The sequence below is a fragment of the Massilia sp. LMS1-1-1.1 genome, assembly GCF_040815535.1.
GTDB lineage: Bacteria > Pseudomonadota > Gammaproteobacteria > Burkholderiales > Burkholderiaceae_D > Janthinobacterium > Janthinobacterium aestuarii.
Genome location: NZ_JBFPNG010000001.1, coordinates 1,154,595 through 1,181,476 on the forward strand (window position 1 = coordinate 1,154,595; position 26,882 = coordinate 1,181,476).

A 26,882-nucleotide genomic window follows, 5' to 3' on the forward strand; every position below is an offset into this window, starting at 1 on the left:
TCTAGCACCCAAGATGCGCGATAAAACGCGAATTTGGCGCAGGGGTTTTGCCTGCGCCAGGCAGCTGCCCCGCGACTCCCCTTACTGCGCCTGCGGCGCATGCCAGCCGCCGCCCAGCGACTGGATCAGGGCCACGGCCGTCGTCTGGCGGTCCGCCTGCGCCTGCACCAGCGAACGGCGTGCCGACAGGGCCGTCACTTGCGCCGTCACCACGTCCGTGTAGCCGACCTGGCCCGCGTTGTAGCGGTTCAGCATCTGCTGCTCGACCTGGTCGGCGGCCGACGACGCCTGCTGGCGCAAGGCCAGCTGCTCGGCCAGCGCGCGCGTGGCCGACAACTGGTCTTCCACGGCGCCAAAGGCACCCAATACCGTCTGGCGGTAGCGCGCCACGGCCGCCTCATGCCCCGCCTTGGCCGCATCCACGCTGGCCGTCGTGGCGCCCGCGTTGAACAGCGTTTGCGCGGCCGACACGCCCAAGGACCACAGGCTCGACGATGCGTTGAACAGGTCGCCCACCTTGCTGGCGCCGGAGCCGTACGATCCCGTCAGATTCAGGCTCGGATAGTAGGCCGAGCGGGCGATGCCGATCTGCTCGTTGGCCACGGCCACCCGGCGCTCGGCGGCGGCGATGTCGGGACGGCGCTGCAGCAGGGTCGATGGCACGCCCAGCGGCACCTCGGGCACGGTCAGGGTCCACGGCGCCACGGCCAGGCTGAAGTCGGATGGCGCCTTCCCCAGCAGGATGGCGATCGCATGTTCGAGCTGGGCGCGCGCACGCGTCTGGCTCGACAAATCGATCTGCGCATTGGCCAGCTGCGTCTGCGCCTGCAGCAGGTCGGACTTGGCGGCGATGCCCGAGTTGAAGCGGTTGCTGGTGATCTCGAGCACGCGCTTGTAGCCGTCTATCGTGGAATTGAGCAGCGCGATCTGCGCATCGCTCTGGCGCAGCGAAAAATAATTGGTGGCCAGCTCGCCCTGCGCCGACAGGCGCGCCGCTGCCAGATCCGCCGCGCTGGCCGCCGCGCTGGCATCGGCCCCAGTCACGCCGGCGCGCAGCTTGCCCCACACATCCGGTTCCCACGACGCGCCGATGGCGGCCTTGAAGTTGTTGTTCGTCTGCTGCTCGCCCCCGCCACCGGAGCGGGCGCCGCTGCCCGTCAGGTTCACGCTGGGGAACAGCGAGGCGCGCTGTTCGCGCACCAGCGCGCGCGCCTGCTCGTACGAGGCGATGGCGGCTGCCACGTTCTGGTTCGATATGTCGATGCCTTCGGCCAGCTGGTTCAGCTGCGCGTCGCCGAACAGGGTCCACCAGGGACCCCGTTCCAGGGTATCGGCCGGCACGGCAGGTTGCCAGCCGGCCGCCTCCTTGAACGTTTGCGGCGCGGCGGCCGTCGGCGTCTCATACGCGGGGCTGACGGCGCAGCCGGCCAGCAGCAGGAAAGCGGTAGCGGCGGCCAGTGCCGGCAAATGGCGTGCGGGGACGGCGGATGGAATAGGTTTTACTTGCTTCATGATTGTGTGCTCGGGTTATCTGGCCCAGGAATGCGGCTCAATTGCTGCTCGTCGACGCTGCGCGTGCGCAGCTTGTCGAGCAGGATGTAGACCACCGGGGTGGTCAGCAATGTGAGTAACTGGCTGGCAATCAGGCCGCCGATGATGGCGACCCCCAAGGGCTGGCGTAGCTCCGACCCCTCGCCGAAACCGATCGCCAGCGGCAAGGCGCCAAGCGCCGCCGCGAGGGTGGTCATCAGAATGGGGCGGAAACGCAGCAAACATGCCTCGCGCACCGCCTCCACCGCACTCAAGCCGCGCGAACGCTCGGCCTCCAGCGCGAAGTCGATGATCAATATAGCATTTTTCTTCACGATACCGATCAACAGGAACACGCCGATCAGGGCGATGATGGAAAACTCCATGCGGAACAGCAGCAATGCCAGCACGGCGCCCACGCCTGCCGACGGCAAAGTCGACAGCACGGTGACGGGGTGGATCAGGCTCTCGTACAGGATGCCCAGCACGATGTAGATCACCACGATGGCCGCCAGGATCAACAGCGGCTGCTCCTTGTTGCTGTCCTGCGCACTCTTCGCCGAACCCTGGAAGCTGCCGCGCACGTTCACGGGCATGCCGATTTCCGACTCCGCCTGGGCCACGGCGGCCTGCCCCTCGCTGAGCGGATAGCCGTCTGCCAGGTTGAACGACACGGTGGTGGCCAGTTCGCCGCCCTGGTGGTTGATCGACGTGGCCGTCGAGCTTTCCGCAAAGCTGCTGAACGAGGACAGCGGCACCATGTGCGCCAGGGTCGTGGACAGGGCCGAGCCGCTGGACGGGTCGCGCGCGGCCGTCGTATTCGACGGCGCCACGCTGGTGGTGGCGGCAGTGGTCGTGGAGCCTGTGGCGGCAACGGCGGCCGCATTCGACGCCGGCACGTACACGGAGCGCAGCGCTTCGGGGCTTTGCGCATAGCGCGGCGCCACTTCCATGATCACGTGGTACTGGTTCAGCTCATCGTAGATGGTCGCCACCTGGCGCTGGCCGAAGCTGTTGTACAGCGCATTGTCGATATCCTTGACCTGCACGCCCAGCTGCGTGGCACGGTCCTTGTCGATGGAGACAAAGGTTTCCACGCCGTTTTCCGCCTGGTCCGTGTCGACGTCGATCAGGGCCGGCTGCAGCTTCATCTGGTCGGCCAGTTTCGCCGCCCATTTCTTCAGGTCCGCCTGGTTGTCGCTGATCAAGGTGTACTGGTAGGTTGAATTGCTCGAGCGTCCGCCCATGCGCAAATCCTGCACGGGATTGAGGAACAGCGAAATGCCCGTCACCTTGGCCAGCTGCGGGCGCAATCGCGCGATCACGGCCTGCCCCTTGTCCGTGCGCTGCGACGCCGGCTTCAGGTCGATGAACATGAAGCCGCCCCCTGCCCGTCCGCCGCCCGTAAACCCGACGACGGTGGCGACGGCCGGGTCGTCCTTGATGATGTCGACCAGTTGGCGCAATTTACCTTGCATGGCCTGGAACGAGATGCTCTGGTCGGCGCGCATGCCGCCATTGATCTGGCCCGTATCCTGCTGCGGGAAAAAGCCCTTGGGCGCGGCCGCGAACAGGTACACGTTCAGGCCGACAACGAACACGAGGATGGTCATCACCAGCGCGGCGCTGGACAAGGCCCAGTCCAGGCAGTGCTCGTAGACTTTCAGCATGCGCTCGAAACCGCGTTCGAACCAGCGCGCGACAAGGCCGGGCGGCTTGTGCTGCTCGCCGCTTTTCAGCAGCCAGGCGCACATCATCGGCGTGGTGGTCAGCGAGATGACCAGCGAAATCATCACGGCTGCCGACAGGGTCACGGCGAATTCGCGGAACAGCCGCCCCACCTGCCCGCCCATGAACAGCAGCGGGATGAAGACGGCCACCAGCGACAGGCTGATCGACAGCACGGTAAAGCCCACTTCGCGCGCGCCCAGCAGAGCCGCCTTGAAGCGGTCCATGCCCGCCTCGATGTGGCGCTGCGTGTTTTCCAGCACCACGATGGCGTCGTCAACGACAAAGCCCGTGGCCACCGTCAGCGCCATCAGCGACAGGTTGTTCAAACTGAAGCCCAGCATGTACATCACGCCGAAGGTGCCCAAGAGCGAGACGATGGTGGCGACAGCCGGGATGATGGTGGCGCGCACGCTGCGCAGGAAGGCGCTGACCACCAGCACGACGAGCACGATGGACAGGATCAGGGTGAACTCGATCTCGTGCAGGGACGAGCGGATGGAATTGGTGCTGTCGGACGCCACCTGGAGCTTGATGTCGCCCGGCAGCTGCGCCTGCAGTTGCGGCAGCAGCGCGCGCACGCCGTCCACCGTGGCGATGACGTTGGCGCCGGGCTGGCGCGTGATCAGCACGATGACGGCCGGGTCGCCGTTGAACAGGCCAAGGGTATTGTTGTTCTCCACGCCGTCGACCACTTCGGCCACGTCGTCGAGGCGGATGGCGGCGCCGTCGCGCCAGGCCACGACCAGGCTGCGGTAATCGGCCGCGCTGCGCCCGCCCGACGCCGTCGCCGCCCCCGAATAGATCTGCAGGCTGCGCTCGTCGCCGGAGATGGCGCCCTTGGGGCGGTTGGCGTTGCTGGCCTGGATGGCCGCGCGCACGTCTTCCATCGACACGCTGTAGTGATTGAGCTGGTAGGGCAGCAGTTCCACGCGCACGGCCGGCAGCGAACCGCCGCCCAGCTCCACGTCGCCCACGCCCTTGACTTGCGCCACCTTCTGCTGCACCAGGTTCGACACGGCGTCGTAGATCTGGCCCGGCGTGCGCGTTTTCGACGTCAGCGCCAGGATGATCACGGGCGCGTCGGATGGATTGGCCTTGCGGTAGGTGGGATTGCTGCGCAAGGTAGCAGGCAAGTCCACGCGCGCGGCGGCAATCGCCGCCTGCACTTCGCGCGCGGCCGAATCGATCTTGCGGTTCAGGTCGAACTGCAGGTTGATGCGCGCCGAGCCCGTGCCCGACGACGACGTCATTTCGTTCACACCCGAAATCACACCGAGGCGCCGTTCCAGCGGCGTGGCCACCGACGTGGCCATGGTCGCGGGGCTGGCACCGGGCAGGCTGGCGCTGACGGAAATGGTCGGATAATCGACCTGCGGCAGCGGCGAGACGGGCAGCACGAAGAAGGCGCCGACACCGGCCAGCGCAATGCCGATGGTCAGCAGCACGGTGGCGATGGGACGCTTGACGAACGGTTCGGACAGGTTCACGCGGCGCTCCCCGCGTTATCGGCCGGCTTGTCCAGGTTGACGCCCCGCGTTCTGGAGGCGAAGCGCTGGCCCAGGCGGTCGAAGCCCAGGTAGATGACGGGCGTGGTAAACAAGGTCAGCACCTGGCTGACGATCAGGCCGCCGAAGATGGCCAGGCCCAGCGGACGGCGCAACTCGGCGCCCTCGCCCCAGCCCAGCATCAGCGGCACGGCCGCGAACAGCGCCGCCAGGGTCGTCATCAGGATGGGACGGAAGCGCAGCAGGGCCGCCTGGTGGATGGCTTCCTGCGGGCTCTTGCCTTCATCGCGTTCGGCCTCGATGGCGAAGTCGATCATCATGATCGCATTCTTCTTGACGATGCCGATCAGGAGGATGATGCCGATGATGCCGATCACGCCCAGGTCCTGCCCCGAGATCATCAGCGCCAGCAAGGCGCCCACACCGGCCGACGGCAGGGTCGACAAAATCGTCAGCGGGTGGATGTAGCTTTCGTACAGCACGCCGAGCACGATGTACACGCAAACGACGGCGGCGAGAATGAGCCACAGCTGGTTCGACAGCGAGTTTTCATACGCGCCGGCCGCGCCCAGAAAGGTCAAGGTCACCGATGGCGGCAAGGCGATGTCTTTCGCCGCCTGGCGGATGGCGTCGACGGCGCTGCCCAGCGCCACGCCCTGCGTCGTGTCGAAGCCGAGGGTCGTGGCCGGGTATTGCGCCACGTGCGTGATTTGCAGCGGCGCCTGTTTTTCGCTGACGCTGGCAAAGGCCGACAGCGGCGTCGACTTGCCGGAGCCCGTGCGCACCTGCAGGTCCGACAGGTCGGACGGCGTGGTGACGATGCCAGGCTGCGCTTCGAGGATCACGCGGTACTGGTTGGTTTCCGTGAAAATCGTCGAAATGATGCGCTGGCCGAAAGCGTTGTACAGCGCGTCGTCGACGGTTGCCGTGGTCACGGACATGCGCGCGGCGCTGTCGCGGTCGATCGCCACGGTGACGGCGGCGCCCGTGGCGCCCGCATCCGTGACGACGTTGCGCAGCTGCGTTTTTTCACGCATGCGCGCGGCCAGCTTGCCGGCCCACTCGGTGACGGTGGCCGTGTCGGCCCCTTCGAGCGAGACGCGGTACTGCGTCGGCCCCGACTCCGCATCGATGGTCAGATCCTGCGTCGGCTGCAGATACAGGGTCACGCCAGCCACCTTGGCCACGCGGTTGCGCAAGCGCTCCATGACCTCGTCCTGGCTGCCGCTGCGCGGACGCTTGAGGTTGATCAGCATGCTGCCCGTATGCAGCATGGTGTTGTTGGCCGCATCGACGCCGACGAGGGAACTCAGGGTATCGACAGCGGGGTCTTCCAGCAGCGCGCTGGCGGCCGCCTGCTGCAAGGTGGCCATGCGCTCGTACGAGACGGCTTGCGAGGTTTCGATGCGCGCCTGCAGCTGCCCCGTGTCCTGCGTGGGAAACAGGCCTTTCGGGATGGTGATATACAGGATGACGGTCAGCACCAGGGTGGCCAGCGCCACCAGCAAGGTCAATCCCTGGCGTTTCAGCACCCACACGAGCGCATGGTCGTACTGCACGATCACACGGTCGAGGAAGGCCTGGATGCGCTGGCCCGTGGCGCTGACTTTTTCATCGGCGTGGCTTTTCAGCCAGCGCGCCGACATCATCGGCACCAGGGTCAGGGAGACCACGGCGGAAATCAGGATCGTGATGGCCAGGGTCATGGCAAATTCGCGGAACAAGCGGCCCACCACGTCGCCCATGAACAGCAGGGGAATCAGCACGGCGATCAGGGACACCGTCAGCGAGATGATGGTAAAGCCGATCTGCGACGCGCCCTTCAGGGCGGCGGCCATCGGCGTTTCGCCCTCCTCGATGTAGCGGGCGATGTTTTCGATCATGACGATGGCGTCATCGACGACAAAGCCCGTGGCGATCGTCAGCGCCATCAAGGAGAGGTTGTTCAGACTATAGCCGAGCAAATACATGACGCCGCAGGCGCCGATCAGCGAAATCGGCACGGACAGGCTGGCGATCACCGTGGCGCGCATGCTGTGCAAAAAGGCGAAGATCACCAGCACCACCAGCAGCACGGACAACAGCAGTTCCATTTCCACGTGCTCGACCGAGGCGCGGATGCCCGTCGTGCGGTCGCTCAGCACATCGAGCTTCATGGCCGCCGGCAGGCTGGCCTGCAGGTCGGGCAGCAAGGCCTTGATGGCGTCGACCGTCTTGATGACGTTGGCGCCGGGCTGGCGCTGCACGTTCAGGATGATGGCTGGCTGCTTGCCCGACCAGGCGCCCAGGCGCGTGTTTTCCGCGCTGTCGACAACATTGGCCACGTCGGACAGGCGCACGGGCGCGCCGTTTTTATAGGTGATGATCAGGCGCTTGTAGTCTTCCGCCGTGACCAGCTGGTCGTTGGCGTTGATGGTGAATGAGCGCGTGGGCCCGTCGAAACTGCCCTTGGCGCTATTGACGTTGGCCGCCGCGATGGCCGTGCGCAGGCTGTCGAGGCCCAGGCCGTACGAGGCCAGCAACTTGGTATCACCCTGGATGCGCACGGCCGGACGCTGGCCGCCCGACAGCGAGACGAGGCCCACGCCGTTGACCTGGCTGATTTTGAGCGCCAGACGCGTGTTGACGATATTCTGCACCTGCGTCAGCGGCATCGTATCCGACGTGATGGCCAGGGTCAGCACGGGCGCGTCGGCCGGGTTGATCTTCGCGTACACGGGCGGCGCCGGCAAGTCGGTCGGCAGCAGCGAGCCGCCCGCGTTGATGGCCGCCTGCACTTCCTGCTCGGCCACGTCCAGGGTCTGACCCAAGGTGAATTGCAGGGTGATGATGGAAACGCCTGCCGCGCTGGTGGAACTCATGCGCTGCAAGCCCGACATCTGACCGAACTGGCGCTCCAGCGGCGCCGTCACGGTCTGCCCCATGACTTCCGGGCTGGCGCCCGGGTACAGGGTCTGCACCTGAATGGTGGGGAAGTCCACCTGCGGCAAGGCGGCCAGCGGCAGGAACTTGAAGCCGACCAGCCCCGCCAGCACGATGGCCAGCATCAGCAGCGCCGTGGCGACGGGGCGCTTGATGAATGGCGTCGATGGACTCATTGCGCTGCGCCCTTCGCGGGAGCGGTCGCCGGCGCCGGCGCCGGCACCGGTGCGGCAGCCGATGCGGCCGGTGCGCTGGCCGCGCCGTCAGCGTGCTGGCGGCGGTGGCGGCGTTCGCCATTCGCTCCGGCGCCACCGGCGCCCATGGCCGGCTTGTCGCCCGCCAGGGTGACTTTCGCGCCTTCCTTCAGGCGGTCGGCGCCTTCCGTGATGACTTGCTCCCCCGCTTCCAGGCCGGCGCGGATTTCCACCATGTCGGTGGTGGCCTGGCCCCGCGTGACCATGCGCACGGTGACGGTTTTATCGGCTTTCAGCACGTAGACAAAGTCGCCGTTGTTACTGTGGCGCAGGGCCGTCACGGGCACCAGCACGGCGCCCGTGATGTTGCCCAGTTCCAGGCGCACGTTGACGAACTGGCTGGGGAACAGCGCCATCTTGTCATTCGTGTAGCGGGCCTTGGCGCGCACGGTGCCCGTCTGCACATCGACCTGGTTGTCCAGCGCCGTCAAGCTGCCCTTGTCCAGGGTATGCGTGCGCGTGCGGTCCAGCGCCAGCGCGGCCAGGGCCGAGCCGCCATTCAAGCGCTCCTGGATCGTCTGCACTTTATCCTGCGGCACGGAGAACTCCACGTCGATGGGCGAGAGCTGCGTCACCACCACCACGCCGCCCGTGTCGCTGGTGCTGACCAAATTGCCGATATCGACCACCTTCAGGCCCGCGCGGCCGCTGATCGGCGACACCACCTTGGTGTAGCCGAGGTTCAGTCTGGCCGTGCCTTCGGACGCGCGGTCCGTCATGACGGTGCCTTCCAGCTGCTTGACCAGGGCGGCCTGCGTGTCAACGTCCTGGCGCGCGATGGAATCCTGGCCCAGCAAAGTCTGATAGCGTTTCAGGGTCAGGCGCGCGTTTTCCAATTGCGCTTCGTCGCGCTGGCGCTGGCCCGTGGCCTGCATCAGCGCCATCTCGAACTGGGCCGGGTCGATCTGGGCCACCACCTGGCCCGCCTTGACCATGCCGCCTTCCTTGAATTTCAATTCCTTCAAAATGCCCGACACTTGCGGGCGCACCGTCACGGTGGACGCGGCCGTCACCGTGCCCAGCGCGTCGAGCACCACGGGCAGGTCGGATTTCACGGCCGTGGCCACGCCCACGGTGGTCGAAGGGCCGCCGCGGCGCCCGCCCGGGCCACCGGGTCCGCCAGGACCGCCTGGGCCACCCATGCCGGGGCCGTCCTGGGCGCTGGTGCCCGAATGGGTCAGGTACCAGGCACCGCCCCCCAGCGCAGCCATCACGGCCAGTGCGATGACCGTACCGACGATTTTTGAACGGCGGCTGCGCCGCGGGGTGTTGGGTGTAGTCTGCGAATCCATCGCTTATCCTTGTCTAGGCCGCTGGCACGGCGATTCTGTGGCGCCGGCCGAGGTGGAACACACTCAGGCCGGACGACCGTTTTTCGGGGTTGTTTCAGTACAAAGCCGGGGGAGTCAAGAGCCGAAAATCAGCTGAAAAAACATCGCTCCCTAGCGTGAAACGACTCTAGCATAGTCATGTAACTGTTTCATTTCTACCTGAAACAATTACACACAGCCAACCAGGCATGGGAGGATCAGACGGGCCGGCAGGCAGGCCGCCACTGTGGGGGAATGGTGGAAAAATCAGGCTTGCGGGGCGCCGCGCCCCCGCGAGCACGTGGCCCGGGCGACTCGCATGCAGATACAAACTCGCTACAAATCTCCGGTCAGCCGGCTTGACCTGGCGCCGCGCGGGTGCCCAGGCGACGGGAGACAGCGGCGATTCTTTACGTGGATTTACAAGGTCATGCCGAGGATGACGTCCTGGTAATCGGTGCGGCCCACGCGGAAGGTGCGCCTTCCCAGTTGCGCAAAGCCGCAGCGTGCATAGAACGCCAGCGCATCGTGGTTTTCCGCGTACACGCCCAGCAGCACGCGCCCCGCCCCGCTGGCGCGCGCCTGCTCCACGGCCGCCTGCATCAAACGCTGGCCCACGCGCTGGCCCTGGAAGCGGTGCAGCAGGTAGATGCGCTTGATTTCCAGGTCGTTCGGGCGCGGGTCGGCCACCGGCAGGCCGGCGGGACTGAGCACCAGATAGCCGACGGGCGCGCCGCCCGGCGTGGCCTCGGCCAGCCACAGCCGCATGGCCGGCAGCGCCAGCCAGTCGCGGTACAGCTGCACGTCGTGCTGGCGCTGGCAATGGGCGATGACGTCGGCGCCATCGAGGATGCCGGCGAACGCTTCAAGAAAAGTGGCCTGCCCCACCAGCGCCAGCGCGTGTTCGTCGCCCTTGGCGCAAGGGCGGATGGTGATCGTGTTGTCGGTGTCTGCATTCATATCGCTTGGCATAGTCTGCTCCTCAAGGAAAACAAGCCGGGCGAAGCCGGCTTGAGGTCATATCACTACTGCGATTACTTGCCGCCTAACGGCACCTCGCACAGGCAATGCGTGAGGGCCATGAACGGTTTATGTTCGCGCGTGATGCCCGACAGCCAGGAAAAGTCCTGCGCCATGCCCAGCGCCGCGTCGGCCGGCAAGCCGGTCGTGGCGAGGCCCAGCTTCACGTGTTCGCCCAGGCCCAGCGAAGCCATGGCCTTGGAGCCGAACATGCCGATCAACCGGTCCACGTTCGACGTTTCCTGCTCCAGGTAGGTCACGCGGTAATCGGTGCCCAGCTTGGCGCGCTTGGCGGCCGAAGCCAGCGCATCGCCATAGCTGCCGATGCGGTCGACCAGGTTGCGCTCCTTCGCCTGCAAGCCCGTCCAGACGCGGCCCTGCGCCACCTCATTGATTTTCTCGGGCGTCGTCTTGCGCGCCTTGGCGGCCAGGTTCAGGAAGTCGCCATACACGTGGTTGATCGAACCCTGGATCACTTGCGCGAAACGCGGGTCGAGCGGACGCAATGGGTTGCCCGCGTCGGCCAGCCACGTGGTCGGCGAACCGGCCGTGTGGATGCCCAGCTTTTCCACCACCTTGTCGGCCGTCGGCAGAATCGCGAACACGCCGATGGAACCGGTGATGGTGGCCGCGTCGGCGATCACTTCATCGGCCGAGGTGCTGATCCAGTAGCCGCCCGAAGCGGCCACGTTGCCCATCGAGACGACCACCGGTTTGCCGGCGGCGCGCGTCAGTTCCAGTTCGCGGCGGATCAGTTCCGAGCCGAAGGCGCTGCCGCCCGGCGAATCGACGCGCAGCACGACGGCCTTGATCGATTTGTCTTCGCGTGCCTGGCGGATCAGGCGCGAGGTGGACAGGCCGCCGATGGCGCCCGGTGGCGCGATGCCGTCGCCGATTTCGCCCGAAGCGATGACCACGCCGACGGCGTCGCCGACGTGCACGGGGCGCAGGCGCGCCAGGTAATCGGTGTAGTTCACCTGGCGGAAGTTCGTGCCTTCCGTATTCTTCGCGCCGCGCGCCATCATGAACTGGCGCAGTTCATCGCGTGTTTTCAGGCCGTCGACCAGCTTGGCGTCCAGCGACAGCTTGGCAATGTCGCCACCGGCAGCCGTCATCAGCGCGGGCAGCGCATCGATCGATTGCATGATGGCGCCGGCCGGCAGCTTGCGCGCCTTTTCCACGTCCGTCGTGTAGGTGGTCCACAGGCCGTTGTTCAGGTAACGGTCCGCTTCGGCCGCCGCTTCGGACGGGCCGTTGGCGATGAAAGGCTCGGCCGCGCTTTTATACGTGCCCACTTTCAGCAGGTTCACCGTCACGCCCACTTTGTCGAGCGCGTCGCGGTAGTAATTGCGGTAGCGGCCAAAGCCTTCCAGCATGACGCCGCCCATCGGGTGCAGGAATACCTCGTCGGCCTTGGCCGCCACCAGGTACTGGCGCTGGTTGTAGCTCGAACCCCAGGCCGTGACTTTCTTGCCCGTGGCGCGGAAGCGTTCCACGCCGGCCGCCACTTCGCGCAGCGAAGCGAGGCCGCCGCCCTGCAATTCGTCGAGCAGGATCACCATCGAGCCGATGTCCTTGTCCTTGGATGCCGTGTCGAGCACCGCCAGCACGTCGCGCAGCTGCACCGTTTTCTTGACTTCGCCGCTGACATTGGCCAGCACGGCCTCGCGCACGCCGCCCGGGGTTTCCTCGACCAGCGGGCCTTGCAAGTCCAGCACCAGGGTGGTCTTTTCCGCCAGGGGCTTGGCGCCGCCGCCGAAGATGGCGATCAGGATGGCGATGACGATCAGCAGGAAGATCAGATTGATGACCGCGCGGCGGGTGGCGTCGAGCGCGCGCCAGAATGCGCCGAAACCGCGGCGCAGCGGCGGGAAGGGGTTGAGTGACATTGATGCTCCGTGAGGTTGTGTACCTAAAGGAAATCAATATAACTGAAAACGGGCTGAATCGTCTTATTTTGACAAGTGTGGCGCGCCTTTGATGGCCTGCCCTGCCGGCGTCGAGATGAGGAACAGGCCGCCCAGCACCAGGGAGCCATTCAGGATCAGCAATTCCAGGCCGATGCGGTAATGCTCGAACAGCAACGCCTGTTCCTGTTCGATCAGCGCGCACAGCAGCGGCCCCGCCACGGCCACCAGCGGCACCCAGCGGTCGCGCACGCCGCGCCGGCTCAGCAAGCCGAAGGCGAACAGGCCCAGCAGCGGACCATAGGTATAGCTGGCCAGCTTCAGGATCACGCCTATCATGCTGGGATCGTCAAGCCACTTGAAGGCCATGATCAGGATCAGGAACAGCGCGGCAAACCCCAGGTGGACACGGCGGCGCCAGCGCATCTGCGCGGCCGGATTCAGGTCTGCCCGCCTCTGCACGCCCAGGATATCGATGCAGAAGGTGGAGGTGAGCGCCGTCAGCGCCCCGTCCACGCTGGGAAACAGGGCGGAAATGAGGGCGATGAAGAAAATCAGCTGCACGACGGCCGGGAAATGCCCGAGCACGACGGCGGGGAACAATTTGTCGCCCGTGGCCGTCACGCCGGCCAGCGGCGCATACAGGTGCAGCAAGCCGCCGAGGAACAGGAACAGCAGCAGCACGCCCGTCAGCACCACGGTCAGGCTGAGCATATTCTTTTGCGAGTCGCGCAAGGTGCGCACGGAGATATTCTTTTGCATCATCTCCTGGTCCATGCCCGTCATGGCGATGGTAATGAACATGCCGGCCACGATGTGCTTCCAGACATAGGCGGGGCTGTCCGGATCGACGGTGAAGATGCGCGTGAGGCCCTGCGCGCGCATGCGTTCGAGGCTGTCGACCAGGGACAGGTCCATCTCGCGCAGCAAAAATACGCTGCAGATGACGAGACCGGCCAGCATGCACGCCGTTTGCAGGGTATCGGTCCAGACGATGGTCTTGACGCCGCCCTCATACGTGTACAGCAGGATCAGCAGCAGCACGGCGCACGACGTCAGCCAGAACGGCACGCCCAGGCTATCGAGGATGGTCGCTTGCAGGATATTGACCACCAGATACAGCCGCGCCGTGGCGCCCAGCAGCCGCGACACGATGAAAAACGCCGCCCCACTCTGGTAGGAGCGCCGTCCCAAACGCAATTCCAGGTAGCGGTAAATGGAGGTCAGCTGCAGCCGGTAGTACAGCGGCAGCAAGATGAAGGTGATGGCCAGGTAACCGAGCACGTAGCCGATCATCAGCTGGATGTAGCCAAAACCGTTGCTGCCCACGGCGCCGGGCACGCTGATGAAGGTCACGCCCGTGAGTGTCGTGCCCACCATGCCGAAGGCCACCAGCATCCAGTTGCTGTCCTTGTTGCCAATGAAAAAACTGTCGTTGGTGGCATGGCGCGACGTGCGCCATGCAACGCCCAGCAGGATCAGGAAATATGCGAGGACGACGGCAAACAGGATGAGGGGCGACATGGGCGTTGCGCTGGCGGCAAAGAGGAACAGGGGCAGCAATATACAACAAAGCGTACAGCAATGCCCCCGGTCAATCAGGCATCAGCAGCCAGTCGGTTTGACCTTCTCCACTTCCAGGCCGAACCACGGACGCAAACGCGTGCCGACGACGTTGCCCAGAAAAGCGCAGACCAGCCACAGCCAGCCGTGCAGGCTGCCAGAGATGATGCCGCTGAAGTAAGCGCCGATGTTGCAGCCGTAGGCCAGGCGCGCGCCGTAGCCGAGCAGCAAGCCGCCGACGATGGCGGCGATCACCGAACGGCGCGGGATGCGCCACACGGGCGCGTAGCGGCCGGCCAGCGCGGCCGCCAGCATGGCGCCCAGCACGATGCCGATGTCCATCACGGACGTCTTGTCTTGCGTCAGCGGCGCGGCCAGCGCGGCCGCGTTGGCCTTGGTCGACCAGTAAGCCCAGCTGGCCGTGTCGATGCCGACCACGGACGCGGCTTTCGCGCCCCACAGCGCGAACGCGGACGTCACGCCCCAAGGGCGGCCCGACAGCGCCAGGGTGGCGAAGTTCAGCACGACGAGGGCAACGGCGCCCGCCACCAGCGGCCACGGGCCGTGCAGCCAGGGCGAGGCCTGCGCTGGGCGCAGGGGCGTGGCGACGAGCTTGCCATGGCGGCGCTTTTCCACCAGCACCGTGATGCCGGCGATCAGCGCGAAGACGATCCAGTTCAGCGCCAGCGCGGGTACCAGGCCCAGGGTCGTCACGAGGGAAATGGGCTGGAGCTGTGGCAGCGCCGTCCAGAATGGCATGTGCGCCGTGCCGATCACGGAGCCGACGATGAAGGCGGCCAGGGTGATGAGCATGCGCGTGCTGCCCCCGCCCACCGTGTACAGGGTGCCGGATGCGCAGCCGCCGCCCAGCTGCATGCCGATGCCGAAGATGAAGGCGCCGAAGATGACCGAGGTGCCGGCGGGAGAAACGAGGCCCGCGACGGGCGTGCCGAACAGGGTGCCGGCCGACAGCGCAGGGAAGAACAGCGCCACGCCGACGGCCAGCATCAGCATTTGTGCGCGCAAGCCGCCGCCGCGCCCATCGGCAATGAAGACGCGCCAGGCGGAAGTAAAGCCGAAGGCCGCGTGATACAGGGTGACGCCGAGCAAGGCGCCCACCACATACAGCGCGGACAGCGTGGCGCCGACGGTTTGCGCCAAATACCACGCGCCGAGCACGATAAGCACAAGCGCGACGCCCAGCGGTTTTGGATTGATGGCGGCGCGCAGGCGCAGCGGTGACATTGCTGTATCGGACATGGGGAGTATGGGCAAGAGGAAAGTAAACGTCATTCTCGCCCGTTTTGGTGTTTTCTGCCAGAAACTTACTGGCAGATCAGGCTAGCCTAGTGCCCCACCGCATGGATCGACTTTGCACCTCCGGCACGCACGGGTATGGGACTCAAACGGTCCATCCTGCCACTCAAGGCTGTCAAGCCAAATGCACCGAGCACGACGAGCGCGCCGATCCAGCCCGTGTGCACGAGGCCCAGGTGTTCGACGATCAGGCCGCCACCCCAGGCGCCGCCGGCGATGCCAAGGTTGAAAGCGGCGATATTCAGGCCAGAAGCCACATCGACGGCGCGGGGCGTGAAGTGCTCGGCTTGCTGCACGACATACACTTGCAAACCGGCCACGTTACCGAAGGCCACGGCGCCCCACAGCAGCACGGTGATGACGACGAGCACGGGATGCGGCGCCGTGAAGGTCAACAGCAGCAAAACAAAGGCCAGCAGCAAAAAGATCAGTTTCAGGGCGCTGACAGGACCTTTCTTGTCGGCCAGCTTGCCGCCCCAGATATTGCCGAACGCCACCGACACGCCATACACAAGCATCACCACGCCCACGGCGCCGGCGCTAAAGCCCGACACTTGCTGCAGGATCGGCGCCAGGTAGGTAAAGGCGATGAAGGAGCCGCCATAGCCAACGGCCGTCATGGCATACACGAGCAGCAGGCGCGGCTGGGCCAGCACCTGCACTTGCTGCAGCAAGGACGCCGGTTTGCCGTGGGCGATGGTCGACGGCACGTACAGCAGGCTGCCGATGAACGCCACCAGGCCGAGGGCCGAGACGGCAAGGAAGGTTTCGCGCCAGCCGAAATGCTGGCCGATGAAGGTGCCCAGCGGCACGCCCGTCACGAGCGCCACGGTCAAGCCCGTAAACATGATGGCAATGGCGCTGGCCGCCTTGTCTTTCGGCACCAATGACGTGGCGATGGTCGAACCGATCGAGAAGAACACGCCATGCGCCAGCCCCGTCAGGATGCGAGCGACGACGAGGGTTTCATAGCCCGGTGATTTCCATGCCAGCAAGTTACCCAAGGTGAACAAGACCATCAGCGACAACAGCAAGGTCTTGCGTGGGATCTTGCCCGTCAGAGCAGTCAGCACGGGCGCGCCGACGGCGACACCCAGCGCATACAGGCTGACCAGCAGGCCGGCCGATGGCAGGTTGACGCCCAGGTCGGCGGCGATGGTGGGCAACAGCCCCACGATGACAAACTCGGTGGTTCCGATGGCAAATGCGCTGAGGGTCAGCGCGAGCAAGGCAATGGGCATGAAAAACTCCGATAAAAGATGTTGGCATGCAGTATCGGGGTTTTCTTTGTGTCGAAAAATACCTCCATGGGAAGAAGATACTTGCGCTCAGATCAACAATTCCATGCTCTGCTACACTGGCAGCATCAACACGGGGTCACCACCATGAATTCAGAAAAACTGGCGCTGCTGGTCACGCGCGAAATGCCATATGGGAAATATCAGGGACGGCTGCTGGCCGACTTGCCGGGACACTACCTGGGCTGGTTCGCGCGCGAAGGCTTTCCCTCGGGCGAACTGGGCAGTTTAATCGCGCTGATGTACGAGCTCGACCACAACGATTTAAGAAGCTTGCTCGACCCGCTGCGCACGCGCAAGTCGCCGTGGCGGCCGGGCGAGTAAAGAGAGTAGTAAGTAAGGCGGGTCTTAAAACTCGCGCACCTTCTTTGCCAGCATGGCGCTGAACTCGCCATTTTCCACGAGTTTTTGCAGTTCGCTGGCGCCACCGATGAGCATGCCGTTGACAAAGACCATGGGAAACGTGGGCCAGCCCGTCCACATTTTCAGGGCATTGCGGCGGTGCCACTGGTTCAAATAGCTGCCGTATTGCAGGTACTGGTAGGGCGTGCCCAGCACGTCGAGGATCTTGCGCGCCTTGCGCGGAAACGGATTGAGCGCCATGCCGACGATGACGACCTGGTGCGCGGCGATGGCCGCCTGCACCTCGCGCACGATGTCCTTGTGCTTGCTGCCGATCAAGGGGCGGGCGGCGGAATGGATCTGGGCTTGGTCAAGGATGGCGCGGGTCATGAAAGTCCTGGGATGAATGGCACGTGGTGTGCGGATCACGCATTGTGCCACGCACGCAGCCTGGCGTGGGCTACACTGCACCTCTCCTCCCCCTTCGCGTCAAAGATATGCAAGCAATCCACCCCATGGCTGAATGGCGCCGCACCCGCCGCCTGCTCGGCGCTCTTCTGCTGGCCGCCAGCTGCGCCAGCGTCCACGCCGCCGATCCCGGACTTGAAAGCGGCCTGCTCCACGCGCTGCACCTGAAAAAGGGCACGACGGACAGAGTCGGCACCTCGGGCAAGGCCATCGCCGCCTACATGCGCGAAGGCTACATCGGCAGGCGCCCCGACCAGCGCTTCGACTACACCGATTACTACCTGCTGAAGAAACCGGCCAGCTTCATGGGGCATGAACTGGTGCTCATCGAAGAGGAATACATCACGCAATACATAGGCTGCTGCGTCAGCCCCGGCGCTGGCGTGACGGTGAAGGTGCGTGGCAACACGCAAAACCTGCAAGCGTTCGCCAGCGCCCAGCGCTGCACCCTGACCGACCCAGTCGATGTGCAACATGCATTGAGCGAGGTGGCCATCAAGGCCCGGCTGTCCCAAGGCCATTACGCCTCATTGAGCTGCCGCGAACGCGACGCGCAGCCCTAGCTGCTCGATGGCGGGTGCCGTATGCCGGCCTGCATGATCGTTGCCGTCGAATACGGGGATGCGATATGCCAGCCCAGGCTCGCATACAATTTCGCCCCATCGTCCGTTGCCACCAGCACGCGGCGCGCGCTGGCCGATCGTTGCCTGGCCGCCAGCGCGGCCATCAGCGCCCGCCCCAGACCACGGCGCCGATGGCCGGCCTCGGTGACGATGCGGTCAAAGACAAAGACACCGGCATATTCCACGGCATGGCCGCTGGCGGCAACACCGCCATCTTCGGCCAGAATACGCGCCGTCGTGATTACCTGTGACGTCGTTATTTCCAGGCGGTAGCCGGCAGGCAGATCCGGCGCCTGCAGACTGCCTTCATGGGTCATGAAATAGCCGCCGGGGCAAAGTTGCCATCGCGGCGGTAACAGCCCCAGCAATTGCTCCCCGTCGCCACACATCTTGATGAAGATATGCGGACCGTGGATCGACGCTGCCAGCGCGCTGATGCCTGGAACAGGTCCCGCAAAAACGTGGCGCCGGATTTCTCCTGGCAAGTCCGTATCGACGCGCCACCCGCCGTGATCGGGCACGGGCAGCGCCAGGCCGCGCGCCATCGAACGTGCCGCCAGCCAGGCGGCAAGCAGGCCGGGATCGGCCAGATTCGACATTCCTTGTTCTTCCAATCCGCATGCTCCCACATTCGTCCCTGTCCTGCTTATGCCTGGGTACAGGCGGCTACACACTGGAACGCATTCAAAACAGCTCGTCGAGCAGCAAGTGAAATTGCAGCTTGCCCTGATCGGCATCAATGATCCCATATTGTTCAACAAACCTTTGCGGTAGCGAAGCGTCCAACTCAGCAAGACCATGGCAGACGATGGCCAGATCCTGGTAGCGATCGGCAATGCCGGCCCGCCCCACGTCGAGGCAGCCGACGACGGCGCCTTCAGGCAGAAGGATATTGTCCAGCGAAAAATCGCCATGCGTGACGACGAGGTCGGGCGCGACCGGCAAACAACCTTGCAGCGCCGCCCACACCTGCTCGGCCGTCCAGCCTTCGCGCCCGGCATCGAAATCGTCGGTGTCGACCAGGCCCGCATCGATACGCCGGCGCGCCTGGGCCAGCCGAACGGCATGGCCGGCGTCGAACGGGCAGTCTTCCACCGGCAGCGCGTGCAGGCGGCGCAGGAAGTCCGCCAGTGCGTCGGCCACGGTCGGTCCCAGCGCGGGGTTTGCTTCCAGCACCTCGGAGGCCGTCTTGCCCGGCAGGGCCGCCGTCAGCAGCCAGGCCTGGTCCGGGCCTGCCACCTTGGCGAATTGCGTCACGGCCGGCACGGAGATGTACTGCGCCAGCCACTGCAAGCGCGCCAGCTCATCGGCAAGGTCGACAGCGGCGGCTCCCCTGCCGTGCTTCAGGAACAGGTCCGGCGCACCGTCCGCTCCCTGCAGGCGATAGACGGCGGCGTCCGACTCGCCGACGCTGTCGCGCGCCCATCGATAATCAGCCACGGCGGCTGCCATACTGGCCGGCATGTCCGCCAGCATGGCGGCTTGCTTCTTTCTGGAAATCGTCATCGGCCTGGCCCTTCACTACCCGAGCGGCACGTGCAAGCCCATCTTGAGGCAAGTCAGTGCCACCGACGTGCGGTAGCGCCGGATATTGTCGTCGCCGCCGAACAGGCGCTCCGTCAGCGCCTCGTATTCGGCCATGCTGCTGGCGGTAATGATCAGCAGGTAATCGGCCTCGCCCGTAATCCCGTAGCACTGCTGGATGGCAGGCTCGGCCATGATGCGCGCGCGCATGCCGGCCGTGCGCTGCGGGTGTTCGTCGTGCAGATGCACTTCCACCGTCAGGATCAGGGGGCGGCCCACGCGGCTCGCGTCGAGCACGGCCACTTCGTTGCGGATCACGCCGCTCTCGCGCAGGCGGCGGATACGCCGCTGCACGGCCGGTGCCGACAAGTGCACGGACTGGGCGACTTCGCGCTGCGAAGTCGTGTTATCGCGCTGCAAGATGTCGAGGATGGCCAGGTCGAACGCGTCGAGCGTGACCGAGGGTGTGAGCGAAAGTTGCGTCATGAAGGTCAAAATGCAGTGCAAAACTCGGAGCAGACACAATAAACTTTCGCTATTCCGATATCAAGCCTTTTATCACCATGCCATTACGCCGCTATGCCTCGCTGATTCCCCTGCTCGCCATCCTCGGCTCCGTCACCTGCCTGGGACTGGGCACGTCATGGGCCAAGCACAGCCTGTTTCCGCTCGTGGGCGCGCAGGGCACAACTGCCGTGCGCGTAGGCTTTTCCGCGCTGCTGCTGTTGCTGTTCTGGCGCCCGTGGCGCTGGCAGCTGAGCCGTGCCGACCTGCGCACGGTGGCCCTGTACGGCGCCGCGCTGGGCTTGACCAACCTGTGTTTCTACATGGCCTTGCGCACGATCCCGTTCGGCATCGCCGTGGCGATCGAGTTTTCCGGCCCGCTGACCGTGGCCCTGCTGGCCTCGCGACGCCCGCTCGACTTCGTCTGGGTGGCCCTGGCCGTGGCGGGACTGGCGCTGCTGCTGCCGCTCGGCCACGACGTCAGCAACCTCGATCCCACGGGCGTGCTGTTCGCCCTGGGCGCTGCCGTCTGCTGGGCCTCGTATATCGTCTTCGGCAAGCGCGCCAGCCATTTGCATGCGGGCCATTCCGTATCGCTGGGCCTGGCCATGGCCGCGCTGGTGGTCGTGCCCGTGGGCGTGATGCACAGCGGCGCCGCCCTGCTCTCGCCCGTCGTGCTGGGCATAGGCCTAGGGGTAGCGCTCATTTCCAGCGCGATACCGATCTCGCTGGAAATGGTGGCCCTGAAGCGGCTGACGCCGCAAGCGTTCGGCATCATGAGCAGCATGGAACCGGCCGTGGCCGCCATGCTCGCGTACATCCTGCTCGACGAGCGCCTGGGGGCCGGGCAATGGCTGGCGATTGCCATGATCATGGCCGCATCGATGGGCAGCTCGTACATGGCGCAGCGCCATAGACGCGCCGCGCCGGCTGGTGCTCAGGCCCGAATATAAGTCGCGAAGCTGGTATAGATCATGACGATGCCTCGTGCAGCCTGGCCGTGCGCCAGGCCAGCAGCGCGGCCAGCACGAGCAGCGCGGCGCTGGCCATGAAGGTGGCGCGAAAGCCGTGGCCATCGAGCAGGATGCCGCCGACGGTCGAACCGAAGGCGATGCACAGCTGGACGACGGCCACCATCAGACCGCCACCCGCTTCGGCGTCGGCGGGCAAGGTCTGCGCCAGCCACGACCACCAGCCCGTGGGCGCGGCCGTCGCCAGCAAGCCCCATAGCCCCAGCAGCACGAAGACGGGCGCCAGCTCGGCGCCGAACGCCAGCAAGGCCAGCGCGATGGCCGCCATCAGCAAGGGGATGGCGACCAGCGTGCGGTACAGGCCACGTTGCAGCACGACGCCAATTAGCACCGTGCCGACAAAGCCGGCCACGCCGATCGCCAGCAGCAGCATCGACAAGGTGGGCACGCCGACGCGCGTGACGTTTTCCAGGAACGGACGCACATAGGTAAACAGCACGAACTGCCCCATGAAAAACGCGCCGACGGCCAGCATGCCGAGGGCCACCTGGCGGCGTTCGAGCAGGCGCAAGATTTGGCCGGAACGGGCCGAACGCGGCGCCGCCGGCATCGATGGCAGGCTGCACCACTGCCAGGCCAGCGCCAGCAGCGCTACCGGCGCCAGGCACAGGAAGGCGCCGCGCCAGCCGATGCTGGCGCCCAGATAGCTGCCCAGCGGAGCGGCCACCACGGTCGCCAGCGCATTGCCGCCGTTGAAGATGGCCAGCGCCCTGGGCACGCTGTGGCTGGGCACGAGGCGCATCGCCACGGCGACCGACATCGACCAGAATCCCCCCACCACGACGCCAATCAGCGCGCGCCCCGCCATGTACATCGCGTAGCTGGTGGCCAATCCCACCACCAGCGCCGACACGCACATCAGGCCCGTCAACAGCAGCAGCAAGGTCTTGCGGTTCATCGATGCCGCCAGGGTAGCGATGGACAGGCTGGCCAGCACGGCGAAGGCGCCCGAGATGGCGATGCCATAGCCGGCCAGGCCTTCGCTGACGCGCAAGTCCGCCGCCATGGGCGTGAGCAGGCTGACGGGCATGAATTCGGAGGCGATCAGGGTGAACACGCACAGGGTCATGGCAAAGATGCCGTCCCAGAACGCGGGCGCTGCCGCCTCGCTGCGGACCGCGCTCATGCCGCCAGGGCGCGCTGGAAGAATGACGCCAGCTTGTCCCACGGGATCAGGGTCACGCGGTCATACAGGTCGACGTGGCCGGCGCCGGCAACGTAATGGAGTTCCTTCGGCTCGGCGGCGCGCCGGTAGGCATCCTCGCTGAACTCTTTCGAGTGCGCCTGGTCGCCCGTGATGAAGAGCAGCGGACGGGGCGAGATCGTCTCAATATCGATGAAGGGATAGAAATTCATGAACTTGACGTTGCTGCTCAAGGTGGGACGGGTGGCGCGCTCGGGCAACTGGCCGGCCGGGATGTAGGCGCCGCGCGGCGTGCGGTAAAAGTCGTGGAATTCGCGTTCGATGGGGCCCGCGTTGGCGCTCAGCTCGGGCAAGGTGCCGCTCGTGTACGCGGTGGCGCCGCCGGCAAATTCCACCTGGCGCTGGCGTGCGGCCGCGGCGATATAAGCCTGGCGCTGCGCCAGCGTTTGCGACTGGCGCAAGCCATGGCGGCTGGCGCTGCCCATGTCGTACATGCTCACCGTGGCGACGGCCTTGATGCGCGGGTCGATCTTGGCCGCACTGATGACAAAGCTGCCGCTGCCGCAAATGCCGATGGCGGCGATGCGTTCGCTGTCGACAACCGCTTGTGCGCCGAGAAAATCGACGGCCGCGCTGAAATCCTCGGCGTAGATATCGGGCGAGACGGCGTTGCGCGGCCGCCCTTCGCTCTCGCCCCAGAACGACAGGTCCAGCGACAGGGTGACGAAGCCCTGCTCGGCCATTTTGGTCGCATACAGGTTCGCGCTTTGCTCCTTGACGGCGCCCATAGGGTGGCCAACGATGATGGCGGCGTGCCGGCGAGCGGGGTCCAGCTGCGTCGGCAGGAACAGATTGCCGGCAACCGTCATCTGGTACTGGTTCCGGAAGCGTACCGGCTGCACCGTCACCTTGCTGCTCTTGTAGAAATTGTCGGCGCCATCGGGCATGGCCGGCAAGGCCGGCGCGGCGGCGGCGAAAATGGGTGCGCCCAGGACGGACAGGACGCCCAGTGCCGCCATACCCGTGCCCGCGGCCTTGACGAATTCGCGGCGGCCAGCTGTCGTTTTCATGCGTGTTGTCTTCATGCCCATGCTCCTTTAAAAGTCAGGGCACCATCTTGACGCAGCCAAGCTCTTTTGATTAGCGGGTACAATCTTGATGTAGTTATGAGAAAAATTCAGCAATGAGCCAAACCAAAGTCAACGATCTGCAAGCCTTCCTCGCCGTGGCGCGGGAACGCAGCTTTACCAAGGCCGCCGCCAGGCTGGGCATCACCGCGTCCGCGCTCAGCCATACCATCCGCACTTTGGAAGAACGGCTGGGCGTGCGCCTGCTGGCGCGCACCACGCGCAACGTGGCGCCCACCGACGCGGGCGAAAAGCTCATGCTGGCCATCGCGCCCCTGTTCGAGCAGATCGCCGCCGAGGTCGAGGCGCTGGGCGCGCTGCGCGACAAGCCCAGGGGCACCATCCGCATCACCTGCACGGACGACCATATCGAACTGCTGCTGCGCCCCATGCTTGCCGGCTTCCTGCGCGACTATCCCGACATCAGCCTGGAACTGGTGGTCGACTACGGCTTTACGAACGTCGTCGAGCAGCGCTTCGACGCCGGCATCCGCCTGGGCGAAGCGATCAGCAAGGACATGATCGCCGTGCGCATCGGCCCCGACTGGCGCCTGGCCGTGGTGGGCTCGCCCGCGTATTTCGCGCGCCATGGGGCGCCCGCGACGCCGCATGCGCTGACCGAATACGCTTGCGTGAATATCCGCCACCGGCCCGCTGGCGCCATTTACGCCTGGGAATTCGAAAAGGATGGCCAAGCCTTTGCCGTCAAGGCCGAGGGCCAGCTGGTGTTCAACAGCATCATGCACGTGCTCAATGCGGCGCTCGACGGCATCGGCCTGGCGTATGTGCCCGAGCCGCTGCTGGCGCCCTACCTGGCCGATGGGCGCCTGGTCGAAATCCTCGCCGACTGGTGCCCCACCTTCCAGGGCTACCATCTGTACTACCCAAACCGGCGCCAGGCCACGCCCGCGTTTTCAGCCTTCGTGGAGGCGCTGCGCTACCGTGCCTGATTTCGCCACGTTCCTGCGCACCAGCCAGGCCAGCGGCAGCAAGGCGAGCAATGCCGCCGCCACGCCGGCCCACGGCGACGACGCCATCATGTGGCGCGACACCATCAGCGCACCGAGCATGGAACCGAAGGAAATACCAAGGTTAAACGCGGAAATATTCAGGCCCGAGGCGAAATCGACGGCGTGCGGCGTGTAGCGCTCGGCCGTGGCCAGCATGCCGGCCTGCAGGGCGGGCGACAGGCCGAAGGCGAACACGCCCCAGACGAACAGCATCACCGTCATCATCCACTGCGAGCTGATGCTGAGCGCCACGCCCGCTTGCGTGACGGCCAGCAACAGCAGCATCACACGCAAGGCCTTTTGCCAGCCCAGGTGGCTGGTCAGGTAGCCGCCCGCCAGGTTGCCGGCAAAAGTGGCGATGCCGAACACGATCAGCAAGGCGCTGGCCATGGTGGCGGAAAATCCCGTCACGTCCGTCAGGATGGGCGTGATAAACGTGAAGGCGGCAAAGCTGCTGCCGAAACCGAACGTCGTCACGGCCATCATGGTGATAATGGGACCGCTGCCCAGGGCCGCCAGCTGCGTCATGGCCTTGCCGCCCTTGCCTTGCGCTAAACCGGCCGGCAGCCAGCGCGCCATGGCGGCCAGGCCCAGCGCTGCCAGGACCACCACGGCAAAGAAGGGCAAGCGCCAGCCCATCAGGTTGCCGAGGAAGCTGCCGAACGGCACGCCGATCACCATGGCCAAGGTCAATCCCGCAAACATCACGGAAATCGCCCTTCCCGCCTGTGCCTTGGCTACCAGGCTGGCGGCCACGGTGGCGCCGATGGCAAAGTAAGTACCGTGCGCCACGGCCGTGATGACCCGTCCCAGCAGCAACAGTTCAAACGTGTGCGAAAAGGCGGCCAGCAAATTACCGGCCAGGAACACGCTCATCAGGCCCAGCAGGGCAGCCTTGCGCGGCAGGCGCGACATCAAGAGCACCAGCAGCGGCGTGCCGATGGCCAGCGCCAGCGCATACAGGCTGACCAGCGAGCCGGCCGATTCGATGGAAATATGCAAATCTTTCGCGATGGTGGGCAGGATGCCGACGACGATGAATTCGGTCACGCCGATGGCAAAGGCGCCAACGGCCAGCGCCAGCACGCCGGGCGGCATCTTGCTGGCTTGAGGGGAGACAGGGCTTGCGGTGGTCATGGCATTCTCCGGCTGAGTTCAAGCCAGCCAGTGTATCGACGCAAACGCTTTTGATATAGACTCCGATAATGGAAACACCTGTGAAATGGATTCAATAATGGCCAGGCAAGACATCAACCGCGCGTTCGAGATGGCCGTGTTCGTCGCCGTGGTGGAAACGGGGGCGTTCTCCGCCGCCGCGCGCCGCCTGGCCTTGACGCCGTCAGCCGTCAGCAAGCTCGTCAATCGCCTGGAAGCGCGGCTCGGCGCGCGCTTGCTCCAGCGCAGCACGCGCCAGCTGCACACGACGCCCGAGGGCGACGCCTTCTTCGTGCAGTGCAAACGCATCCTCGACGACATCGACGGCGCCGAGCGCGAAGCATCGCAAGGCGCGGCGCCGCGCGGACGCTTGCGCATCAACTGTTTCGTGCCGTTCGGCGTGCGCCATCTGCTGCCCATCCTGCCCGAGTTCGCGCGGCGCTATCCCGACATCGTGCTCGACGTCGTCGTCAGCGACGCCATCGTCGACTTGCTGGAAGACCGCACCGACATCGCCATCCGCACGGGCAAGCTGAAGGAATCGAACCTGGTGGCGCGCAAACTGGGCGAAGACGCGATGGTCGTCGTGGCCTCGCCCGCCTACGCGGCGCACCACGGCTTGCCGCGCACGCCGCAGGACTTATCCACGCACAATCTGCTGGCGTTCAACTTCCGCTGCCAGAACGAAACCTGGCCCTTCCTCGATGGCGCGGGCGGAACGATGCAGGTGGCGCCGCAGGGCAATACCTGCGTCAGCGATGGCGAAAGCATGCGTCAGCTGGTGCTGGCCGGCATGGGACTGGGACGCTTTTCACGCCAGCACGTGCTGCGCGACATCGAGCGGGGCGATTTGATTCCCGTGCTGCAGGACTACAATCCGGGCGACAAGGAACTCGTGCACGCCGTCTTCGTGGGACCGGGCTTGCAAGTGCCGGCCAGGGTGCGCGTGATGCTCGATTATCTGCTGGAAAAAGTGCAGCTGGGGTGAGCGCCGCCTGCCCGCATCGCGTCTTATAATCGGCCGTACCATTGAACTTCCAGGGAGCCGCGCCATGCATGATGACTTGATCCATACCTTGCAAAACCGCTTCAGCAAGCACATGCACCGCCATCCGGGATGGACGTGGGACAAGGTGCTGGCGCGGCTGGACGCCGCTCCCGCCAGCCTGGCGGTCTTGCAGCAAATGGAAGACACGGGCGGCGAACCGGACGTCATCGGACACGCCCGCGACACGGACACCGTCACGTTTTGCGATTGCTCAGCAGAAAGCCCGCTCGGCCGGCGCAGCCTGTGTTTCGATGCTGATGCCCTGGCTGCGCGCAAGGCCAACAAGCCGGCCGGCAGCGCCATGGCCATGGCGCAAACGATGGGCATCGCCTTGCTGACGGAAACGCAGTACCGCCAGTTGCAGGAGCTGGAACCGTTCGACCGCAAGACCTCGAGCTGGATCGCGACGCCGGACAGCATCCGCGCGCTGGGCGGCGCCCTGTTTTGCGACCGCCGCTATGAGCAGGTATTCGTCTACCACAATGGCGCCGACTCGTATTATGCGAGCCGTGGCTTTCGCGGCTTGCTGCGCGTCTGACCGCTGCGGCT

22 protein-coding genes are annotated in these 26,882 nt (G+C 65.4%); 6 read left to right on the forward strand and 16 right to left on the reverse strand.

Going from position 1 to position 26,882, the window contains the following annotated elements; all coding sequences use genetic code 11:
• Nucleotides 1-81: 81 nt before the first annotated feature.
• From MRBLMS1_RS05325 to MRBLMS1_RS05365, 9 genes are all read right to left on the reverse strand, one after another.
• Complete coding sequence (locus tag MRBLMS1_RS05325) at nt 82-1,512, reverse strand: efflux transporter outer membrane subunit (protein ID WP_485878226.1); 1,431 nt, start codon at nt 1,510-1,512, stop codon at nt 82-84.
• Nucleotides 1,509-4,748 (reverse strand): efflux RND transporter permease subunit, encoded by a 3,240-nt coding sequence (locus MRBLMS1_RS05330; protein ID WP_485878228.1) that lies wholly within the window; start codon nt 4,746-4,748, stop codon nt 1,509-1,511. Before MRBLMS1_RS05330 ends, MRBLMS1_RS05325 begins: the two co-directional genes overlap by 4 nt.
• Nucleotides 4,745-7,864 carry an efflux RND transporter permease subunit gene (locus MRBLMS1_RS05335; protein ID WP_139089885.1) on the reverse strand — a complete coding sequence of 1,040 codons (3,120 nt, stop codon included), beginning with the start codon at nt 7,862-7,864 and terminating at the stop codon, nt 4,745-4,747. Before MRBLMS1_RS05335 ends, MRBLMS1_RS05330 begins: the two co-directional genes overlap by 4 nt.
• Nucleotides 7,861-9,234 (reverse strand): efflux RND transporter periplasmic adaptor subunit, encoded by a 1,374-nt coding sequence (locus MRBLMS1_RS05340; protein WP_485878230.1) that lies wholly within the window; start codon nt 9,232-9,234, stop codon nt 7,861-7,863. The genes MRBLMS1_RS05335 and MRBLMS1_RS05340 overlap by 4 nt, the downstream gene beginning before the upstream one ends.
• A gap of 438 nt (nt 9,235-9,672) precedes the next feature.
• Nucleotides 9,673-10,212, reverse strand: a complete 540-nt coding sequence (locus MRBLMS1_RS05345) for a GNAT family N-acetyltransferase (RefSeq protein ID WP_139089887.1) — start codon at nt 10,210-10,212, stop codon at nt 9,673-9,675.
• A gap of 74 nt (nt 10,213-10,286) precedes the next feature.
• Complete coding sequence (sppA, locus tag MRBLMS1_RS05350) at nt 10,287-12,161, reverse strand: signal peptide peptidase SppA (protein WP_485878232.1); 1,875 nt, start codon at nt 12,159-12,161, stop codon at nt 10,287-10,289.
• A 63-nt stretch (nt 12,162-12,224) separates the two neighbouring features.
• Nucleotides 12,225-13,703: a sodium:solute symporter gene (locus tag MRBLMS1_RS05355; RefSeq protein ID WP_485878234.1), complete on the reverse strand. Its 1,479-nt coding sequence runs from the start codon at nt 13,701-13,703 to the stop codon at nt 12,225-12,227.
• Between the two features lie 81 nt (nt 13,704-13,784).
• Nucleotides 13,785-15,002 (reverse strand): YeeE/YedE family protein, encoded by a 1,218-nt coding sequence (locus MRBLMS1_RS05360; RefSeq protein ID WP_485878236.1) that lies wholly within the window; start codon nt 15,000-15,002, stop codon nt 13,785-13,787.
• A gap of 86 nt (nt 15,003-15,088) precedes the next feature.
• Entirely contained in the window at nt 15,089-16,300 is a 1,212-nt protein-coding gene (locus tag MRBLMS1_RS05365) for an MFS transporter (RefSeq protein ID WP_485878238.1), read from the reverse strand.
• Between the two features lie 144 nt (nt 16,301-16,444).
• Here MRBLMS1_RS05365 and MRBLMS1_RS05370 point away from each other — a divergent pair, with 144 nt between their 5' ends.
• Nucleotides 16,445-16,681, forward strand: a complete 237-nt coding sequence (locus MRBLMS1_RS05370; RefSeq protein ID WP_034749909.1) for a DUF3820 family protein — start codon at nt 16,445-16,447, stop codon at nt 16,679-16,681.
• A 24-nt stretch (nt 16,682-16,705) separates the two neighbouring features.
• On the opposite strand, the gene MRBLMS1_RS05375 is transcribed toward MRBLMS1_RS05370, so the two are convergent.
• Nucleotides 16,706-17,089 carry a glutaredoxin domain-containing protein gene (locus MRBLMS1_RS05375; protein ID WP_485878240.1) on the reverse strand — a complete coding sequence of 128 codons (384 nt, stop codon included), beginning with the start codon at nt 17,087-17,089 and terminating at the stop codon, nt 16,706-16,708.
• A 125-nt stretch (nt 17,090-17,214) separates the two neighbouring features.
• Here MRBLMS1_RS05375 and MRBLMS1_RS05380 point away from each other — a divergent pair, with 125 nt between their 5' ends.
• Nucleotides 17,215-17,730, forward strand: coding sequence for a hypothetical protein (locus MRBLMS1_RS05380; protein ID WP_485878242.1), 516 nt, complete (start codon nt 17,215-17,217; stop codon nt 17,728-17,730).
• Here the strand turns inward: MRBLMS1_RS05380 and MRBLMS1_RS05385 are convergent.
• The 3 genes from MRBLMS1_RS05385 to MRBLMS1_RS05395 all read right to left on the reverse strand — a co-directional run bounded on the left by MRBLMS1_RS05385 (nt 17,727) and on the right by MRBLMS1_RS05395 (nt 19,800).
• Entirely contained in the window at nt 17,727-18,389 is a 663-nt protein-coding gene (locus tag MRBLMS1_RS05385) for a GNAT family N-acetyltransferase (protein ID WP_485878243.1), read from the reverse strand. The genes MRBLMS1_RS05380 and MRBLMS1_RS05385 overlap by 4 nt on opposite strands.
• Before the next feature lie 85 nt (nt 18,390-18,474).
• Nucleotides 18,475-19,296, reverse strand: a complete 822-nt coding sequence (locus tag MRBLMS1_RS05390; RefSeq protein WP_485878245.1) for an APH(3')-I family aminoglycoside O-phosphotransferase — start codon at nt 19,294-19,296, stop codon at nt 18,475-18,477.
• A 15-nt stretch (nt 19,297-19,311) separates the two neighbouring features.
• The gene (locus tag MRBLMS1_RS05395) at nt 19,312-19,800 is read right to left on the reverse strand and encodes an Lrp/AsnC family transcriptional regulator (RefSeq protein WP_485878247.1); all 489 of its coding nucleotides are present in this window, start codon (nt 19,798-19,800) and stop codon (nt 19,312-19,314) included.
• A gap of 77 nt (nt 19,801-19,877) precedes the next feature.
• Here MRBLMS1_RS05395 and MRBLMS1_RS05400 point away from each other — a divergent pair, with 77 nt between their 5' ends.
• Nucleotides 19,878-20,771 (forward strand): EamA family transporter, encoded by an 894-nt coding sequence (locus MRBLMS1_RS05400; protein WP_485878249.1) that lies wholly within the window; start codon nt 19,878-19,880, stop codon nt 20,769-20,771.
• Between the two features lie 19 nt (nt 20,772-20,790).
• Here the strand turns inward: MRBLMS1_RS05400 and MRBLMS1_RS05405 are convergent, their stop codons facing one another.
• Both MRBLMS1_RS05405 and MRBLMS1_RS05410 read right to left on the reverse strand, forming a co-directional pair.
• On the reverse strand, nt 20,791-21,975 hold the full coding sequence (locus MRBLMS1_RS05405) for an MFS transporter (protein ID WP_485878251.1): 1,185 nt from the start codon (nt 21,973-21,975) through the stop codon (nt 20,791-20,793).
• Complete coding sequence (locus tag MRBLMS1_RS05410; RefSeq protein ID WP_252867371.1) at nt 21,972-23,078, reverse strand: alpha/beta hydrolase; 1,107 nt, start codon at nt 23,076-23,078, stop codon at nt 21,972-21,974. Before MRBLMS1_RS05410 ends, MRBLMS1_RS05405 begins: the two co-directional genes overlap by 4 nt.
• Before the next feature lie 98 nt (nt 23,079-23,176).
• Here MRBLMS1_RS05410 and MRBLMS1_RS05415 point away from each other — a divergent pair, with 98 nt between their 5' ends.
• The gene (locus MRBLMS1_RS05415) at nt 23,177-24,070 is read left to right on the forward strand and encodes a LysR family transcriptional regulator (protein ID WP_128142500.1); all 894 of its coding nucleotides are present in this window, start codon (nt 23,177-23,179) and stop codon (nt 24,068-24,070) included.
• On the opposite strand, the gene MRBLMS1_RS05420 is transcribed toward MRBLMS1_RS05415, so the two are convergent.
• A complete protein-coding gene (locus MRBLMS1_RS05420; RefSeq protein ID WP_485878254.1) occupies nt 24,035-25,267 on the reverse strand; it encodes an MFS transporter in 1,233 nt (410 codons plus the stop codon). The two genes, MRBLMS1_RS05415 and MRBLMS1_RS05420, sit on opposite strands and share 36 nt — an antisense overlap.
• A gap of 85 nt (nt 25,268-25,352) precedes the next feature.
• Here MRBLMS1_RS05420 and MRBLMS1_RS05425 point away from each other — a divergent pair, with 85 nt between their 5' ends.
• Nucleotides 25,353-26,273 (forward strand): LysR family transcriptional regulator, encoded by a 921-nt coding sequence (locus tag MRBLMS1_RS05425; protein ID WP_485878256.1) that lies wholly within the window; start codon nt 25,353-25,355, stop codon nt 26,271-26,273.
• Nucleotides 26,274-26,337: 64 nt separating this feature from the next.
• Entirely contained in the window at nt 26,338-26,871 is a 534-nt protein-coding gene (locus MRBLMS1_RS05430) for a DUF4256 domain-containing protein (RefSeq protein ID WP_128142499.1), read from the forward strand.
• The last annotated feature ends 11 nt before the right edge of the window (nt 26,872-26,882 follow it).

What these genes read in the sequence shown, in the direction of transcription:
- MRBLMS1_RS05385 (WP_485878243.1), bottom strand. Translation starts at nt 18,389, where the DNA reads ATGTCGAATCTGGCCGATCCCGGCCTGCTTGCCGCCTGGCTGGCGGCA.
- sppA (WP_485878232.1), bottom strand. Translation starts at nt 12,161, where the DNA reads ATGTCACTCAACCCCTTCCCGCCGCTGCGCCGCGGTTTCGGCGCATTC.
- MRBLMS1_RS05410 (WP_252867371.1), bottom strand. Translation starts at nt 23,078, where the DNA reads ATGAAGACAACACGCATGAAAACGACAGCTGGCCGCCGCGAATTCGTC.
- MRBLMS1_RS05420 (WP_485878254.1), bottom strand. Translation starts at nt 25,267, where the DNA reads ATGACCACCGCAAGCCCTGTCTCCCCTCAAGCCAGCAAGATGCCGCCC.
- MRBLMS1_RS05340 (WP_485878230.1), bottom strand. Translation starts at nt 9,234, where the DNA reads ATGGATTCGCAGACTACACCCAACACCCCGCGGCGCAGCCGCCGTTCA.
- MRBLMS1_RS05395 (WP_485878247.1), bottom strand. Translation starts at nt 19,800, where the DNA reads ATGACGCAACTTTCGCTCACACCCTCGGTCACGCTCGACGCGTTCGAC.
- MRBLMS1_RS05430 (WP_128142499.1), top strand. Translation starts at nt 26,338, where the DNA reads ATGCATGATGACTTGATCCATACCTTGCAAAACCGCTTCAGCAAGCAC.
- MRBLMS1_RS05365 (WP_485878238.1), bottom strand. Translation starts at nt 16,300, where the DNA reads ATGCCCATTGCCTTGCTCGCGCTGACCCTCAGCGCATTTGCCATCGGA.
- MRBLMS1_RS05390 (WP_485878245.1), bottom strand. Translation starts at nt 19,296, where the DNA reads ATGACGATTTCCAGAAAGAAGCAAGCCGCCATGCTGGCGGACATGCCG.
- MRBLMS1_RS05335 (WP_139089885.1), bottom strand. Translation starts at nt 7,864, where the DNA reads ATGAGTCCATCGACGCCATTCATCAAGCGCCCCGTCGCCACGGCGCTG.
- MRBLMS1_RS05425 (WP_485878256.1), top strand. Translation starts at nt 25,353, where the DNA reads ATGGATTCAATAATGGCCAGGCAAGACATCAACCGCGCGTTCGAGATG.
- MRBLMS1_RS05355 (WP_485878234.1), bottom strand. Translation starts at nt 13,703, where the DNA reads ATGTCGCCCCTCATCCTGTTTGCCGTCGTCCTCGCATATTTCCTGATC.
- MRBLMS1_RS05405 (WP_485878251.1), bottom strand. Translation starts at nt 21,975, where the DNA reads ATGAGCGCGGTCCGCAGCGAGGCGGCAGCGCCCGCGTTCTGGGACGGC.
- MRBLMS1_RS05345 (WP_139089887.1), bottom strand. Translation starts at nt 10,212, where the DNA reads ATGAATGCAGACACCGACAACACGATCACCATCCGCCCTTGCGCCAAG.
- MRBLMS1_RS05325 (WP_485878226.1), bottom strand. Translation starts at nt 1,512, where the DNA reads ATGAAGCAAGTAAAACCTATTCCATCCGCCGTCCCCGCACGCCATTTG.
- MRBLMS1_RS05370 (WP_034749909.1), top strand. Translation starts at nt 16,445, where the DNA reads ATGAATTCAGAAAAACTGGCGCTGCTGGTCACGCGCGAAATGCCATAT.
- MRBLMS1_RS05375 (WP_485878240.1), bottom strand. Translation starts at nt 17,089, where the DNA reads ATGACCCGCGCCATCCTTGACCAAGCCCAGATCCATTCCGCCGCCCGC.
- MRBLMS1_RS05380 (WP_485878242.1), top strand. Translation starts at nt 17,215, where the DNA reads ATGGCTGAATGGCGCCGCACCCGCCGCCTGCTCGGCGCTCTTCTGCTG.
- MRBLMS1_RS05400 (WP_485878249.1), top strand. Translation starts at nt 19,878, where the DNA reads ATGCCATTACGCCGCTATGCCTCGCTGATTCCCCTGCTCGCCATCCTC.
- MRBLMS1_RS05360 (WP_485878236.1), bottom strand. Translation starts at nt 15,002, where the DNA reads ATGTCCGATACAGCAATGTCACCGCTGCGCCTGCGCGCCGCCATCAAT.
- MRBLMS1_RS05415 (WP_128142500.1), top strand. Translation starts at nt 23,177, where the DNA reads ATGAGCCAAACCAAAGTCAACGATCTGCAAGCCTTCCTCGCCGTGGCG.